At 52.4% G+C, this 15,732-nt stretch carries 14 protein-coding genes; 8 read left to right on the forward strand and 6 right to left on the reverse strand.

Annotated features, from left to right (window positions below):
• Window positions 1-230, forward strand: a 230-nt coding sequence (locus ABYP33_RS13065; protein ID WP_373091463.1) for a hypothetical protein, incomplete at its 5' end; no start/stop codon positions are given.
• A 159-nt stretch (window positions 231-389) separates the two neighbouring features.
• Here the strand turns inward: ABYP33_RS13065 and ABYP33_RS13070 are convergent.
• From ABYP33_RS13070 to tkt, 6 genes are all read right to left on the reverse strand, one after another.
• Window positions 390-2,258 (reverse strand): PKD domain-containing protein, encoded by a 1,869-nt coding sequence (locus tag ABYP33_RS13070; RefSeq protein ID WP_373091464.1) that lies wholly within the window; start codon window positions 2,256-2,258, stop codon window positions 390-392.
• Window positions 2,259-2,412: 154 nt separating this feature from the next.
• Window positions 2,413-2,811, reverse strand: coding sequence for a hypothetical protein (locus ABYP33_RS13075; RefSeq protein WP_373091465.1), 399 nt, complete (start codon window positions 2,809-2,811; stop codon window positions 2,413-2,415).
• Window positions 2,812-2,992: 181 nt separating this feature from the next.
• Window positions 2,993-4,057, reverse strand: coding sequence for a class II fructose-bisphosphate aldolase (gene fba / locus ABYP33_RS13080; RefSeq protein WP_184462524.1), 1,065 nt, complete (start codon window positions 4,055-4,057; stop codon window positions 2,993-2,995).
• 106 nt (window positions 4,058-4,163) lie between these two features.
• Window positions 4,164-5,327 (reverse strand): phosphoglycerate kinase, encoded by a 1,164-nt coding sequence (locus tag ABYP33_RS13085; RefSeq protein WP_373091466.1) that lies wholly within the window; start codon window positions 5,325-5,327, stop codon window positions 4,164-4,166.
• 69 nt (window positions 5,328-5,396) lie between these two features.
• Window positions 5,397-6,398 carry a type I glyceraldehyde-3-phosphate dehydrogenase gene (locus ABYP33_RS13090; RefSeq protein WP_373091467.1) on the reverse strand — a complete coding sequence of 334 codons (1,002 nt, stop codon included), beginning with the start codon at window positions 6,396-6,398 and terminating at the stop codon, window positions 5,397-5,399.
• A 263-nt stretch (window positions 6,399-6,661) separates the two neighbouring features.
• The gene (gene tkt / locus ABYP33_RS13095) at window positions 6,662-8,659 is read right to left on the reverse strand and encodes a transketolase (protein ID WP_373091469.1); all 1,998 of its coding nucleotides are present in this window, start codon (window positions 8,657-8,659) and stop codon (window positions 6,662-6,664) included.
• Window positions 8,660-8,858: 199 nt separating this feature from the next.
• Between tkt and ABYP33_RS13100 the strand changes: the two genes are divergently transcribed.
• From ABYP33_RS13100 to ABYP33_RS13130, 7 genes are all read left to right on the forward strand, one after another.
• Window positions 8,859-9,296, forward strand: coding sequence for a low molecular weight protein-tyrosine-phosphatase (locus tag ABYP33_RS13100; protein ID WP_373091471.1), 438 nt, complete (start codon window positions 8,859-8,861; stop codon window positions 9,294-9,296).
• Between the two features lie 86 nt (window positions 9,297-9,382).
• The gene (locus ABYP33_RS13105; protein ID WP_373091473.1) at window positions 9,383-10,405 is read left to right on the forward strand and encodes an ArsR/SmtB family transcription factor; all 1,023 of its coding nucleotides are present in this window, start codon (window positions 9,383-9,385) and stop codon (window positions 10,403-10,405) included.
• A 36-nt stretch (window positions 10,406-10,441) separates the two neighbouring features.
• The gene (gene metK, locus ABYP33_RS13110; protein WP_373091475.1) at window positions 10,442-11,650 is read left to right on the forward strand and encodes a methionine adenosyltransferase; all 1,209 of its coding nucleotides are present in this window, start codon (window positions 10,442-10,444) and stop codon (window positions 11,648-11,650) included.
• 94 nt (window positions 11,651-11,744) lie between these two features.
• Window positions 11,745-12,083 carry a four helix bundle protein gene (locus ABYP33_RS13115; protein WP_008246752.1) on the forward strand — a complete coding sequence of 113 codons (339 nt, stop codon included), beginning with the start codon at window positions 11,745-11,747 and terminating at the stop codon, window positions 12,081-12,083.
• A gap of 55 nt (window positions 12,084-12,138) precedes the next feature.
• Window positions 12,139-13,515, forward strand: coding sequence for an adenosylhomocysteinase (gene ahcY / locus ABYP33_RS13120; protein WP_373091477.1), 1,377 nt, complete (start codon window positions 12,139-12,141; stop codon window positions 13,513-13,515).
• Between the two features lie 132 nt (window positions 13,516-13,647).
• Complete coding sequence (gene metF, locus ABYP33_RS13125; protein WP_373091478.1) at window positions 13,648-14,487, forward strand: methylenetetrahydrofolate reductase [NAD(P)H]; 840 nt, start codon at window positions 13,648-13,650, stop codon at window positions 14,485-14,487.
• A gap of 168 nt (window positions 14,488-14,655) precedes the next feature.
• On the forward strand, window positions 14,656-15,732 hold a 1,077-nt coding region (locus tag ABYP33_RS13130), incomplete at its 3' end, for an IS4 family transposase (protein ID WP_373091480.1).

Here is a 15,732-nt window from a genome sequence, read left to right on the forward strand (position 1 = left end):
ACACCCTTGCCGTTCGGCTAATCGTTCCCCTTGCCGGGCCGATAGTGGACTCTCACCACCAAGTCATCCAATCGCCACCACGCGGTTTGGAACAGCGCCCGTCACGGCGCTACGCGCCATGCCTGGCGCACGCACAAAAAAAGGAGCCGAAGCTCCTTTTTAAAGCAATAGTCGCCTCGTTCACATACCGGGAGTCGTCATTACCTGCAACGGGGCGGTCGGCAACGTAGCGTTACACACTTGCTCAGCGCCGGTTAAGACCTGCTAGAGAGGCAAACAGCCTCCCCTGCTTCTGTAGCAAAAGGCCAGCATGGGCTATCTGGCAATACAGCTGGGCGACACGCGAGCATGTCATTGTCATCTGAGGTAAAGCACTCTACCACGTCGATTTAAAGACCCTGCTCGAAGGGGTCGCAGAGTTGGCTGCCATTGTCGCCCAAATACAATTGGCATTGTTCAAACAGCGCGCCCTGCAAAACTGCCGCGCAGGCTTGGGCATCTCCTGCGCAATCTTGCAGCGCCGCTAAATTTTCATTATTGACAATATCACCAGCAAACGCGGCGCACTGCTCGGTCACACCCTCGGCCGCCAAACTTGCACAGAAATCATTGCCGCAGCTTTGCGCATCGAAACTGGTGAACTGACAAGCACTAAAAGCTGCAGGCTTTGGTGTTACCGTAATCGTAACGCCATCGCTGTCAGTTAATTGAGTATCGCTAACAACAAGACTAAAGCTCAGCGCCGTGACCTCGTCCACGTCTGGGGCGGTAAAACTTGGCTGGGCTAAATTTTGATTATTTAAGGTAACGGCGGGGCCACCATCTTGAGTCCAGCTATAACTTAGCTCATCACTGGCATCTGGGTCGCTACTCGCGCTGCCGTCTAGGCTAACCACATTGCCCGACTCAACATTCTGATCCGCGCCAGCGTCAGCGACTGGCGGTTGATTGCTCTCGCCACCGGTTTCACCGCCTGTATCCTCCTCCTTCTCCTTCTCCTTCACCTTCACCAAAACCGATGCCACTGCACTATCACTAGCGCCCTGGTCATCACTCACTGTCAGCGTAAATTGCAAATTAACGGTCTCTGCAGGGCTTGGTGCAGTAAAGCTCGCCACCGCCCGGCCGCCATTGACGATACCCACCCGCTCACCGCCACCGGTTTGCAGCCAGTTATAGCTAATTTCGCCATCGGCGTCGCTGCTAGCGCTACCGTCTAAAATCACAGTGGCGCCAGGACTGACAATTTGGTGATCACCGGCCACTGCAACCGGCTTTTGATTTACCGGCGCGCTGTCGTTGTCTAGCACCAACACATTCACAATGTCGCTACCCTGTCCGCCTTGGTCATCGGTCACGGTAAAACTGAAATACAAAATAGTGTCGGCAACCACTTCTGGCGCCACAAAACTCGCCTCGACGTTGCTAGCATCAGTGATCTGCACAGAATTGCCTTTTGCTATGCCATTACGATCAGTGTGCTGCCACTGCATGGCCACTATGCCACCCTCGTCATCGCCAGCGACACCGGTCAGAATCACAGTTTCGCCTTCGACCAATGTTTGGTCGTCACCTGCCGACGCAACCGGCAAGCGATTAAGCGCAGCGCCCGAGGCGACTGCCGCTTCAGTGCCACTCAACTCTTCGGTCGCCGCTGCAACGCTAACAATATCCGCCAGACCGCAGTTTGCGCGGCCACGCGCCTGCTGTACCTCACAAATATACTTCACTGCGGGGCTGTCTTCGCTCACAAATAAATCACTTACCGCAAATTGAATCTCGCCTGCGTAAGTGGCTACTAACTCTGCCGCTTCTTCTGGAATGGCAATGCCATTGGCGCTGTTGCGATCGACATCAAGGCTCTGCAGAAAGCGCGCGATATTAACAATAGCCGGGTATTTAGCGAGCACATCATCGAAACTCATACCCGCACTGTAATCGGCCCGAGCACCCGGAACTAAATCGAGCAAGGTGAGAATCGGCGCCGCCGCACTGCTGCCCAAGCTCAAGCCAGCGATACTAAACTTCACGGTCTCTGCTTCGCGATAAAGAAAGCTGCCGTCGATATCAGTAAAACTACTCAGGGTTCTTGTTGTCGCTTTTACGCCCATCACGGGGCTGTCAATTAGGCGACCACTACTGATTTCGGCTAGACCTATGGGGCTGTTGTTGGCTCGCCCAGATGATGAAGTAGAATTGCCACCACAAGCAGTCATAAAAACAGCCACGAGCAATATTGCCGGGGTCAAATTTCGCATAAATAATCCTTGCTTATTGTAAATATCGCCCGGCCACATGCGCGCACCAAGAAATAAGTTCATGCTTTTAATTGGATTAGAAAGAATAACCGAGTTGACACTAACAAGAAAACCAATTGGGATGGTAAATCACCCCAATTTACTTCGTGGCTTATTAAATTTCCAGGCTGCGCCAGTCTACTTTGAGTTCCTGTGCCCAGTTTTTAATAACTTTGTCCACCTGTGGCGCGCGAGTTTTAGTCACTTCACCGGTTTTAGGATTTTTAAAGCTACGCAATGGCCGTGGCGCCATTTTCTTACGAGGCTTTGCAGGCGCGGCAGCAGCACTGGTCTTTTTGATGCCTGCCGCTGCCTTTTTAACATCCACTTTGCGGCCACGCTTTTTAGCTGGCGGGGTATCAGCGGCAGGTTCAGCGCTTAATATAGCAACTAAATCTTCTGCACTCTGACCATATTTAGTCATGAGCGCCTGAATTTCTGAGATAAATTTACATTTTTGATCTAATGCTTTGTGTTCAGCTTGTAATTGCTTTTGCAGCTTTGCGATATCCATAAACACCTTTTCAATAAATATTAAAACACGAGGTCCAAACGACCATTATTTTAACACACATAAAACAGGAATTTATAACGCATAACTTCCTGAAATAATTAGAAAAAATATAATAAAAATTGCGGAGAGAGCCAAAAAGAAAATAATAAAGAGGGCAACCACGGCTGCCCTCAAATACAGCTCATTTAATTTTTGGATTTAAACGGCCCGAGTCGTATTCCATATACATGGCCTCGAGACTCATAGGTTTAATTTTAGACGCATTGCCTGCAGTGCCAAAAGCTTCGTAACGGGCAATACAAATTGCCTTCATTTCTTTAATGGTTTCTTGTAAATATTTGCGCGGGTCAAATTCGCTGGGATTCTGAGCCAAGAACCGGCGAATAGCGCCAGTGCTGGCCAAACGCAAATCAGTGTCGATATTGACTTTACGCACGCCGTACTTAATACCTTCGGCAATTTGCTCTACGGGTACGCCGTAGGTCTCGGGAATTTCACCGCCAAACTCATTAATAATGGCCAACCAATCTTGGGGCACACTTGAGCTGCCATGCATAACCAAATGGGTATCAGGGATACGCGCATGAATCGCTTTTATACGATCAATCGCTAAAATATCGCCCGTAGGTGGACGGGTAAATTTGTAGGCGCCGTGGCTGGTCCCGCACGCAATGGCCAGCGCATCAACACCAGTTTTAGCAACAAAATCAGCAGCCTCTTCTGGATCGGTTAGCATTTGATCGTGAGACAGAATACCCGCTGCGCCAACGCCATCTTCTTCGCCAGCCTGACCGGTTTCCAATGAGCCTAGGCAACCCAATTCGCCCTCCACCGACACACCGCAGGCGTGAGCCATTTCAACAACGCGACGGGTAACGTCAACGTTATAGTCATATTCAGCGGGGGTTTTACCGTCTTCAAGCAGTGAGCCGTCCATCATGACCGAGCTAAAACCCAGCTGCATAGAGCGCTGACAAATGGCCGGGCTGGTGCCGTGATCCTGATGCATAACCACCGGAATCTCGGGAAACTCTTCAATCGCCGCTAAAATCATGTGCCGCAGAAACGGCGCACCAGCGTATTTACGCGCACCAGCAGAGGCCTGCATGATGACGGGGCTATTGGTCTCACGCGCCGCTTCCATAATCGCGCGGGTTTGCTCTAAGTTATTTACATTGAACGCCGGGACGCCGTAACCGTATTCGGCAGCGTGGTCCAGCATTTGGCGTAGACTGATAAGTGCCATGGTAATTTCCTTTAAAGTTTCTAATTGTTTGCTAGATGCCGGACGGGAGACGGGAGACGGGAGATGCAAAAGCACAGCGTCTTACGTCTCCCGTCCAGCGTCTCCCTTAAGCTTTTGCGCGTTCTTCTAGTACTGCGACTGCCGGCAATACCTTGCCTTCTACGTATTCCAAAAAGGCGCCGCCGCCGGTAGAGATGTAAGACACTTGATCGGCGATGCCAAATTTATCGACAGCGGCAAGGGTATCACCACCGCCGGCAATGGAGAATGCCGACGACTCGGCAATTGCTCTGGCGATGTCTTCAGTGCCGTCAGCGAATTGATCAAACTCAAACACGCCAACGGGGCCATTCCAAATTATAGTACCGGCTTGTTTCAGTATTTCAGCCAAGCATGCAGCAGAAACTGGGCCAATATCAAAAATCATATCGTCATCGCCAACAAATTCAACGGGGCGCAGAGTAGCAGGCTCGTTCTCATCAAACTGTTTACCGGTCATCACATCGCTCGGTAGCGGAATATGGCACTTTTCCATAAGGCCCTTAGCCTTGGGAATCAAGTCGTATTCACACAGGGACTTGCCCACGTTAAAGCCTGCCGCCGCCAAGAAGGTATTGGCAATACCGCCACCAACAATCAATTGATCTACCTTGTCAGACAGGGTTTCTAGCACGGTGAGCTTGGTCGAGACTTTGGAGCCACCGACGATGGCCACAAAGGGCCGCGCGGGATTAGCCAACGCGCGCTCTAGATTTTCTAATTCACTGACCAGCAACGGTCCAGCACAGGCCACCGGCGCGTATTTAGCCACGCCGTGAGTAGACGCTTGGGCGCGGTGAGCGGTGCCAAAGGCGTCCATTACGAACACGTCGCAAAGCGCGGCATAGGCTTTTGATAAAGACGCTTCGTCCTTTTTTTCGCCCTTGTTAAAGCGTACATTTTCCAGCAGCGCAAGCTGACCATTAGCCAAACTCACGCCGTTTTGCCAATCGCTGAGCAGCGCGACATCTTGACCTAAGGCCTCGCTTAAATAGTCGGCAACGGGCTTTAAAGAATACTGCTCTTCAAACTCGCCTTCGCTGGGGCGACCAAGGTGAGACATAACAATGACCTGGGCACCTGCTGCTAAAGCCAATTTCAATGTTGGCAATGCGGCGCGCAAACGCGCATCGGAACTCACCACACCGTCCTTGATTGGCACATTAAGATCCTCGCGAATCAGTACTCGCTTACCGCTGAGGTCCACATCACTCATTTTGATGACTTTCATCTTTTGTTCCCTGCTCGTTTCGCCACGCCCATCAAGGGCCTTACTAATAGTAAAATTTGCTGAGGCCAGTCACTTCAGCCAGTGTGCCACCACATCTAACATCCGGTTTGCGTAGCCCCACTCATTGTCAAACCAACTAAAAATACTCACCAAATCACCCGCCACTCGGGTTTGCCCCGCATCCACAATGGCCGAACGCGAGTCGTGATTAAAGTCACATGAAGCCAATGGCTCATCGCTATACCCGAGGATTCCCAACAATCGCCCCTCAGCCGCCATACGCAATGCCGCGTTAACGTCGTCCGCCGTTACGGCAGCCTCAAGACTCACGGTCATTTCCATTGCGGAAACATTGTGGGTGGGAATACGCACTGCTCGCGCCGCAAAACAGCCATCTAACTCGGGAATAATACGGCCAATACCCGTCGCCAAACCCGTGTCGACCGGAATCATCGACAAACCCGCCGCCCGCGTTTTGCGCAAATCGGTATGGTGATACGCGTCCAACACTGGCTGGTCATTCATTGCCGAGTGAATGGTGGTAATACAACCCGAGCGCACCCCAAAAGCCTTATTCAGCACGTCAATAACCGGCACAATGCCATTGGTCGTACACGAGGCATTAGAGACAATACGCTGCTCAGGATCCAACTCACCGTGGTTCAAACCATAAACAATCGTCGGCGTGCCTGCCTCGCCGGGTTGCGACAACAACACATGACGCGCGCCCTGCACAATATGCGCTGCAAGGTCGTCGTAGCGACTCACCACGCCCGAACATTCCAGCACTACGTCAATATTATGACGAGTCCAATCGAGCTTATGAATTTCTTCGTGGTGGCTTACCGCAATCACATCGTCGTTGACCAGCAAACTGCCGTGGCGGTATTCCACCTTACCCATAAAACGACCGTGGGTGCTGTCGTAGCGGGTGAGGTGGCCAATCGTTGCCAGATCAGCCGGTTCATTAATGGCCACAATCTGCATGGTTTCACGCAGCGGTGATTCATATAGGGCGCGCAGTACACAGCGTCCTATGCGGCCGTATCCGTTTATGGCCAGTCGCAACATTAAGGCCTGCTCTCGCTAATTTGCTTATCACTGCTGAAGGTCATTTTTACCTCCGGCTAGGCCGCCGCGCAGTTCAGTCATTCTAAACAAGTGGCCGGAAACGACGCTGGAGGCAAAAATGGGCCCAGCCCTGCGGCTCGTGGCTAAAAAAACGCCACTCGTCGTTACTTGTCGCTCATTTGGAATAAGCAAACATCTCTCCTCGCGCCTCGATGGACGCTTTTTTCTACAACAATGGCAAACAAATTAGTGCGCGCAGGCCCTTAGCCTAAGCAATCCTCAACCGCATCTACAACGGCGTCAGTCGTAATACCAAAGTATTCAAACAGAGCTTCAGCAGGAGCGGATTCGCCAAAGGTGTCCATGCCAACAATACGACCATCCAGACCAACGTATTTGTACCAGTAGTCGCGGTGTGCCGCTTCCACTGCCACCCGAGCGGGAATGTGGCTAGGCAATACTGACTCGCGGTAATCGCCGTCTTGGCTATCGAACACATCGGTCGATGGCATAGAGACAACGCGAATCTTTTTGCCCTTAGCAGCGAGCACCTGCTGAGCCGCCATCGCCAATTTCACTTCGGAGCCGGTGGCAATGATAATCGCTTCAGCCTCGCCTTCGCAGTCGCTCAACACATAAGCGCCACGAGCGACATTGGCCAATTGTTCAGCGTCACGCTGCTGGTGTGGCAATGCTTGGCGAGTAAAAATTAAGGCGCTAGGGCCGTCAACACGCTCAAGAGCAGACTTCCATGCAACCGCAGATTCGACCATATCGCAGGGGCGCCACAGTGACATATTCGGTGTACCGCGCAGACTGGCGATTTGCTCAATGGGCTGGTGGGTTGGGCCGTCTTCGCCAAGACCGATGGAGTCGTGGGTGTAAACATGAATCACCCGCTGGCCCATAATGGCGGCCATGCGCACGGCATTGCGAGCGTATTCCATAAACACGAGGAAGGTAGCGCCGTAATTAATGAAACCACCGTGCAAGGCAATACCGTTCATCATGGCCGACATACCAAACTCACGAACACCGTAGTGCAAGTAGTTGCCACTGGCGTCTTTAGCGCTAATTGGCTTGGCGCCGCTCCACATGGTTAGGTTAGAGCCAGCTAAATCGGCTGAGCCGCCCAATACCTCTGGCAACATTGCGCCGTAGGCTTCAATGCACAGCTGTGAGGCTTTGCGGGTAGCCACTTCTTTGGCGTCGGCCTGACACTGGGCAATAAAAGCATTGGCTTTTTCGGCAAAGTCGGCGGGCAAATCACCCTTAACACGACGGCTAAGATCCGCTGCCAAGGCTGGGTATTCGGCTGCATACTTGGCAAAGGCTTCGTCCCAAGCCGCTTCTGCCGCTTTGCCCTTTTCCTGTGCATTCCAAGCCTCATAAATTTCGTCAGGAATTTCGAAGGGACCGTGCGTCCAGCCGAGGCTTTCGCGAGTCAGGGCAATTTCGGCATCGCCTAGCGGTGCGCCGTGGCACTCTTCTTTGCCCTGCTTGTTTGGCGAGCCTTTACCGATCACCGTTTTGCAACAGATCAAAGTAGGCTTGTCGCTTTCGTCGCGGGCGGCATCAATTGCGCGGGCGATCTCTGCACTATTGTGGCCATCAACATCGGCAATAACATGCCAGCCATAGGCGTCGAAACGCGCGGGGGTATCGTCGGTAAACCAACCTTCTACTTCGCCGTCGATAGAAATACCGTTGTCGTCATAAAAGGCGATCAGCTTGCCCAAACCAAGGGTGCCGGCCAGCGAGCACACTTCGTGGCTGATACCTTCCATCATGCAACCATCACCCATAAAGGTGTAGGTATAGTGGTCCACAACCTTGTGGCCGTCGCGGTTAAACTGCGCTGCCAAGATCTTCTCGGCTACGGCCATGCCCACAGCATTGGCCAAACCTTGGCCTAATGGACCAGTGGTGGTTTCAACACCTGGGGTGTAGCCGTATTCTGGGTGGCCGGGCGTACGGCTGTGCAACTGGCGGAATTGCTGTAAATCTTCAATGGCCAGATCGTAGCCAGTAAGGTGCAATAGCGAATAGATCAACATCGAGCCGTGACCGTTAGACAGTACAAAGCGGTCCCGGTTAGCCCACTCAGGATTGTTTGGATTGTGCTGCAAATAGTCCCGCCACAGAACTTCGGCAATATCGGCCATACCCATTGGTGCACCGGGGTGGCCGGACTTGGCTTTTTGAACGGCATCCATACTTAAGGCGCGAATGGCATTGGCGAGATCACTACGTGAGGGCATCGGTGGCTCCTAGATCTGAGTGGTGACTTAAGCGCTAACTGAAGAGCTAACTTAAGCGGCAGTATAAAGAGGCGGTATTTTCCCCTACCGGCGCCCAGACAGCAAATGGCAGAACCGTAAAAATGGCCATTTTACTTGCACCGCGGGCAGCTGACGGCGAAAATCATCGACTCAAGGAACGATTCAGGTCGCAAACTCCATGTTTAACAATATATTGATGGTGTGCATCGGCAATATTTGTCGCAGCCCCACCGCCGAATACCTGCTCAAACACAAGCTCGCCCACAAGCCAGGCCTGACTATACACTCGGCCGGACTCGGTGCCCTAGTCGACAAACCAATAGACCCAAGTGCGGGCCAATTGCTCAGCGCCAATGGTGTCGACGCCAGCGGCCATGCAGCACGGCAAGTGACCGTCGAACTGTTATTAAAAGCAGATTTAATTCTGGTGATGGAACAACGCCACGTCAAAGGCATTACCGACCTCGCCCCCCAAGTGAGCGGCAAGACCTTTTTACTGGGCAAATGGTCGCAAAACCAAGCCGTACCCGACCCCTACCGCAAAAGCATGGAAGCGTTTGAACACGTTTACGGTCAAATTGACCAATTTACCAACGACTGGCTGAAATATCTTTAAGCAAACCTGATGTCGGACGACTGAGGCCAAAGAAAGCTATATCAATATATTTTGATATAGCCTGAAAGCCTGCTACACTGCGCGGCATGAACACTGCCAGCCAGCCACTCAGCGCGATTTCTGCGAGCAACGACCAACTATTGCAACTCTGCAAAGCGGGCAGCGATATGCTGCGCCTGCAGGTTCTGCGGGTACTGAGTCGCGACGCTTACTCGGTGCAGGAGCTTTGCCATATTCTCGATTGTCGACAGTCGGGTATGAGTCATCATCTTAAAACCCTAACGGTGGCCGGTTTAATTACCAAGCGCCGCGAGGGCAATAGCTTGTTTTATCGCCGCAGCTACGCTGCCGCGCTCGCCGATTTAGCACCGCTACACAATGCCCTGCACAGCAGCGCCGACCTTATTCAATTAGATCTCGATCAGCAGCAGCGTTTAGCCCAGGTATACGCCGAGCGCGCCGAACGCTGCCAAGCCTTTTTTGCCGAACACGCCAGCGAGTTTGGTCAGCAGCAAGAACAGATGGTCGCCTTTAATGTTTACGGCCAAGGCTGCCTAGAGTTATTGCGCAGCAGTCAGCCCCAAGGCGGGGAACTGGCCATCGAAATCGGCCCCGGCGAAGGCGCCTTTTTAGCCGAACTGTCACCGCATTATGCCAAGGTAGTCGCTGTAGACAGCGCCCAGGCCATGCTCAATCGTGCCGCGGATTTCGTAAACCAACACAGCCTAGAAAACGTAGAACTGGTCTTAGGCGACAGCCGCAGTCCAGAATTACAAGCCAATAGCGCAGACTGCGTGGTGTGCAATATGGTCTTACACCATGTACCGTCTCCCGCCGATATATTTAAAGACGCCGCCCGCCTGTTAAAGCCCGGCGGCTTATTTTGTGTCAGCGACTTATGCCGCCACGACCAAAGTTGGGCCAGAGAGGCCTGCGGCGACATGTGGCTGGGCTTTGAACCCGATGACCTAACAGAGTGGGCGACGGCCAGCGGTTTACACGACGGCGCCGCAGCCTACCTCGCTCAGCTCAACGGCTTTCGCGTGCAAATTAGGCAATTTATTAAACCTGAATCCCATCTTTTACACACCACAAACCCCAACGCCTAAAACCGCGTCGGTAATTAGCAGAGGACTTTTGCAAACATGTCTGAATACAGTATTTTTACCTCAGAGTCGGTGTCTGAAGGGCATCCAGATAAAATGGCCGACCAGATTTCTGACGCGGTTCTCGATGCGATTATCGCCCGCGATAAGCACGCCCGTGTTGCCGTAGAAACCTTGGTTAAAACCGGCATGGCGATTGTTGCCGGTGAAGTGACCACCTCATGCTACGTCGACTTAGAAGATATTATTCGCGACGTGATCACCGGCATTGGCTATAACAGCTCTGACGTCGGCTTCGACGGCGCCAGCTGCGCCGTATTAAACGCCATCGGCAAACAATCTGTAGACATCAATCAGGGCGTCGATCGGGCCCGCCCTGAAGATCAAGGCGCTGGCGACCAAGGCTTAATGTTCGGCTACGCCACCAATGAAACGCCGTCACTGATGCCTGCGCCGCTGTTTTACTCACACCGCTTAGTAGAGCGCCAAGCTTACTTACGTAAAAATGGCGTACTCCCATGGTTGCGCCCAGACGCCAAAAGTCAGGTTACCCTGCGCTATGAAAATGGTCTACCCGTCGCGGTAGATGCCGTTGTACTGTCTACTCAGCACAACCCTGAAATCTCGCAGAAAGACCTGCAAGAAGCCGTGCGCGAAGAGATCATTAAAAACGTAATCCCCGCTGAGCTGCTGCACGCAGGCACCCAGTACCACATCAACCCTACCGGCAAATTCGTGATTGGCGGCCCCGTTGGTGACTGCGGCCTGACTGGCCGCAAAATCATCGTAGACACCTACGGCGGCATGGCGCGTCACGGTGGCGGCGCGTTCTCCGGCAAAGATCCCTCAAAGGTTGACCGCAGCGCGGCGTATGCAGGCCGTTATGTTGCCAAAAACATCGTTGCCGCAGGTCTTGCCGACCGCTGCGAAATTCAGGTGAGCTACGCCATTGGCGTCGCCGAGCCCACCTCAATTTCCATCAACACCTTTGGCACAGGCAAAGTCAGCGACGCCAAATTGGTAGCCGCAGTTCGCGATGTGTTCGACCTGCGCCCCTACGGCATCACCAAAATGTTGGACCTGGCTCACCCCATGTACCAACCCACCGCCGCCTACGGCCACTTCGGCCGCGACCCTTATGAGCTGACCTATAACTTTAAGGAAAACGGCGAGCAGAAATCTGAGACTGCAACGGCATTTAGCTGGGAGAAGACAGATCGCGCTGAAGCCTTGAAAGCAGCTTTATAGCGCGGGAGAGGCTGGACGGGAGACGGTATACGCAAAAGCCTAAACCCAGCTCAAAACTATTTGGAGGGTTGCCATGGATCGGCGACATATACGAATGGATGTTTGGAAAGACGCTGTCGCACTGGTTCATCATGTTTATGAATTCAGTGCAGCGTTTCCGCAAGATGAACGATTCGGGCTTATCAGCCAGATGCGACGCTCGGCCATTAGTGTTCCGAGCAATATCGCAGAAGGCGCCGCCCGAGGATCAGATAAAGATTTTTTGCGTTTTTTATATATTGCGAGAGGTTCTCTAGCAGAACTAGAAACCCAAATAATCATAGCCACACAATTAGGCTATATAAACGAGCAAGAAAATTGGCAACCAGCGTTTGAACGCGTTTTCGCGAAACTGGCTGCATTAATTAACCGACTTCGGGCGAGTACCGAGTGAGCGCATTTGCGTCTCCCGTCTCCCGTCCAGCATTTAGCTTATAGAGGTATACACCATGAGCAACACCTTCACCGACTACAAAGTCGCCGACATCTCCCTCGCCGCTTGGGGCCGTAAAGAACTAAGTATCGCCGAGGGCGAAATGCCTGCACTGATGGCCATGCGCTCTAAATATGGCGCAGACAAGCCATTGGCTGGCGCTAAAATTCTGGGCTGTATCCACATGACCATTCAAACCGGGGTTTTAATTGAAACCTTGGTTGAGCTGGGCGCCGAAGTGCGTTGGTCGTCGTGCAATATTTTCTCTACCCAAGACCACGCCGCCGCTGCGATTGCCGCTGCCGGTATTCCGGTGTTTGCGTGGAAAGGCGAAACTGAAGAAGAATATGAGTGGTGCCTTGAGCAAACCATTTTAAAAGATGGCCAGCCCTGGGATGCCAATATGGTGCTGGATGATGGCGGCGATTTGACTGGCCTGCTTCACCAGAAATACCCGCAGATGATGGACCGCATTCACGGCATCACTGAAGAGACCACCACCGGCGTTCACCGCCTGCAAGAGATGATGGCCAAAGGCGAGCTAAAAGTGCCCGCGATCAACGTCAACGACTCAGTAACCAAGTCTAAGAACGACAACAAATACGGCTGCCGCCACAGTTTAAACGACGCGATCAAGCGCGGCACCGATCACCTGCTGTCTGGTAAGAAAGCACTGGTTATTGGCTACGGCGACGTGGGTAAGGGCTCTGCAGCATCATTACGCCAAGAAGGCATGATTGTAAAAATCAGCGAAATCGATCCGATCTGCGCTATGCAAGCCTGCATGGACGGCTACGAAGTGGTTTCGCCCTACAATAACGGCGTAAACGACGGCAGCGAAAACTGCGTTAACACCACCGTACTGGGCAATACCGACCTGCTGGTGACCACGACGGGCAACGTCAATGTGTGCGACGCCAACATGCTTAAAGCCCTGAAGAACGGCTGCGTTGTGTGCAATATCGGTCATTTCGACAATGAGATCGACACCGCCTTTATGCGTAAAAACTGGGAGTGGGAAGAAGTTAAACCACAGGTACACTTGGTTTACCGCAACAAGGCTACTAACGACCACTTAATTCTGCTGTCAGAAGGTCGCTTGGTTAACCTTGGCAACGCCACGGGTCACCCCAGCCGGATCATGGATGGCTCATTTGCCAACCAAGTGCTCGCGCAAATTCACCTGTATGCGCTGCGTTTTGCCGACTTAGCACCAGAGCAAAAAGCCGCGGCAATTACCGTAGAAGTACTTCCCAAGAAACTGGACGAAGAAGTTGCCGCCCACATGGTTGCTGGCTTCGGCGGCGTACTGACTCAACTCAGCAAGACCCAAGCAGACTATATCGGCGTGCCAGTTGACGGGCCGTTCAAGCCTGAGAGCTATAAATACTAAGAACGAAAGACGCTTTACGGGAGACGGTAAACGCAAAATTTTAGCGTCTCCCATCTCCCGTCTAGCATCTAGCCGAACGGCTTTAATAAATACGGAAGGCACGACGCTTCCAACACATTATCGGAATACACAATGGCCAACCGCTACAGCTTTGAATTCTTCCCCCCCAAAACCGAAGTTGGTCGGGCGAAGTTAAAAGACACCCGCAGCCAGTTGGCGACCTTGAATCCTGAGTTTTTCTCAGTGACTTACGGCGCCGGCGGCTCGACCCGCGACAATACCCGCGATATCGTTTTAGAAACGAAAAAAGCCGGCTTGTCTGTTGCCCCACACCTGTCCTTTGGTGGTGATGAGGAGTCTGAAATCCTCACGCTGCTCAATGACTACAAAGCGGCAGGCATCGATCGCATCGTTGCTCTACGCGGCGACATTCCCTCGGGCATGGGCGCAACCCGCCAAGTCTACGCAAAAGAGCTGGTCGAGTTTATCCGCAAGCACACTGGCGACCACTTTCAACTAGAAGTGGCGGCGTACCCAGAGACCCACCCCGACGCCAAAAGCCATCAGGCAGATATTCAGTTTCTAAAAGCAAAATTGGATGCCGGTGCTAACAGCGCTATTACCCAGTATTTCTTTAATGCCGATGCCTATTTTTACTTTTTAGAAGACTGTGAAAAAGCAGGCATCGACAAGCCGATTTACCCTGGCATTATGCCCATCACTAACTTTAGTAATCTGGCGCGTTTCTCTCGAAACTGCGGTGCCGAAATTCCACGCTGGCTAGCACAAAAATTAGACGGCTATGGCGACGACCAACAAAGCATCATTGAATTTGGCGCCGAGTTTGTTAGCGAGCTATGCCATATTTTGATGGAAGGCGGCGCACCGGGGATTCATTTTTACAGCATGAATCAGGTCGAGCCTATTAAGAGCATTGCTGAAGCGGTGATGAATTCGCACCCTGCTGGTTAACGCTTGACGCTGGACGGGAGAAAAGAGACGCCAAGGCATTCCATATGGATCCCTGCCTGGGCACACTACTGTCCGGAATAAATTAAAGCGAAATGGCTGAAGGGGTTGCAGAGCCTTTGCCTAGAGGGTAAACCTCTGAGTGCGAACTCAAAAACAAAGGCCTGCAACATGTATACAAATACCCGATTTGGCGAATTAATGAAAGGCATTCCACGCGGGATGTTTGAGCGTCTTGTTAAAAAGCACCAAGCGGATAAATACAGCAAAGGGTTCCGGTGCTGGGATCAATTCGCGGCCATGCTCTATGGCCAAGTGACGGGTAGTCAGAGCTTGCGAGAATTGGAGCTGTCATTTAACAGCCACGAAGGGCATCACTATCACTTGGGTGCACGAGCCATACGGCGCTCAACGCTGGCGGACGCCAACAACAAACGCAATGTCGCACTCTATGAATCACTGTGCCAGCAGCTACTTCAGCGTGCTCGGGGGCAAGTCAAGAACCAAGTGACAAGCATGCTCTACCTTCTAGACTCAACACCCATTCCGCTTAAGGGCTTAGGCTATGACGATTGGGCTGCCAACGGCCATCGCACACCGGGCTTAAAGGTGCACATGATGCTGGAGGCTAATCAATACGTCCCCACCTACGCCGGCATTACACCGAGTAATATCAATGACATTGACGATGCCCGCCAAATGGAAATCGAATCTGGCGCCACTTACGTCTTTGACAAAGGCTATTACGACTACAACTGGTGGCACCGAATTAATCAGGAAGAGGCTTTGTTTGTAACGCGCGCGAAGCACAATGCGGCGCTAAACCTCGTTAATAGCCTCTCGATTGAAGGCTGCGCGGATCACATTCTTAGCGATGAAGCGGTTCGCTTCAAATATCGTCGCCCTGGTGGCGGTCGGATAAACCAATACCGAACGGCCTTGCGACGGGTAATCGTACACAGAGAAGATCACGATACACCGCTCGTGTTGCTGACGAATGACTTTGCGCGAACTGCAGAGGAAATAGCTGCGCTCTATAAGCGGCGTTGGCAAATAGAGCTGTTCTTTAAGTGGTTGAAACAAAACTTAAAGATTAAGCGATTCCTAGGGCGCAGTGAAAATGCGGTCAAAACCCAGATTTACATCGCGATCATTGCGTATGTGTTGCTGTGGTTATACCGCAAGGCCGAAGGCACTGACCGCAGTCTAACCGACTGCGCCAGATTGCTGGCCTCAGCGGCCTTCCAG

Origin of the sequence: Zhongshania sp. (genome assembly GCF_041584495.1) — a bacterium.
In the GTDB taxonomy this organism is placed as follows: Bacteria; Pseudomonadota; Gammaproteobacteria; order Pseudomonadales; family Spongiibacteraceae; genus Spongiibacter.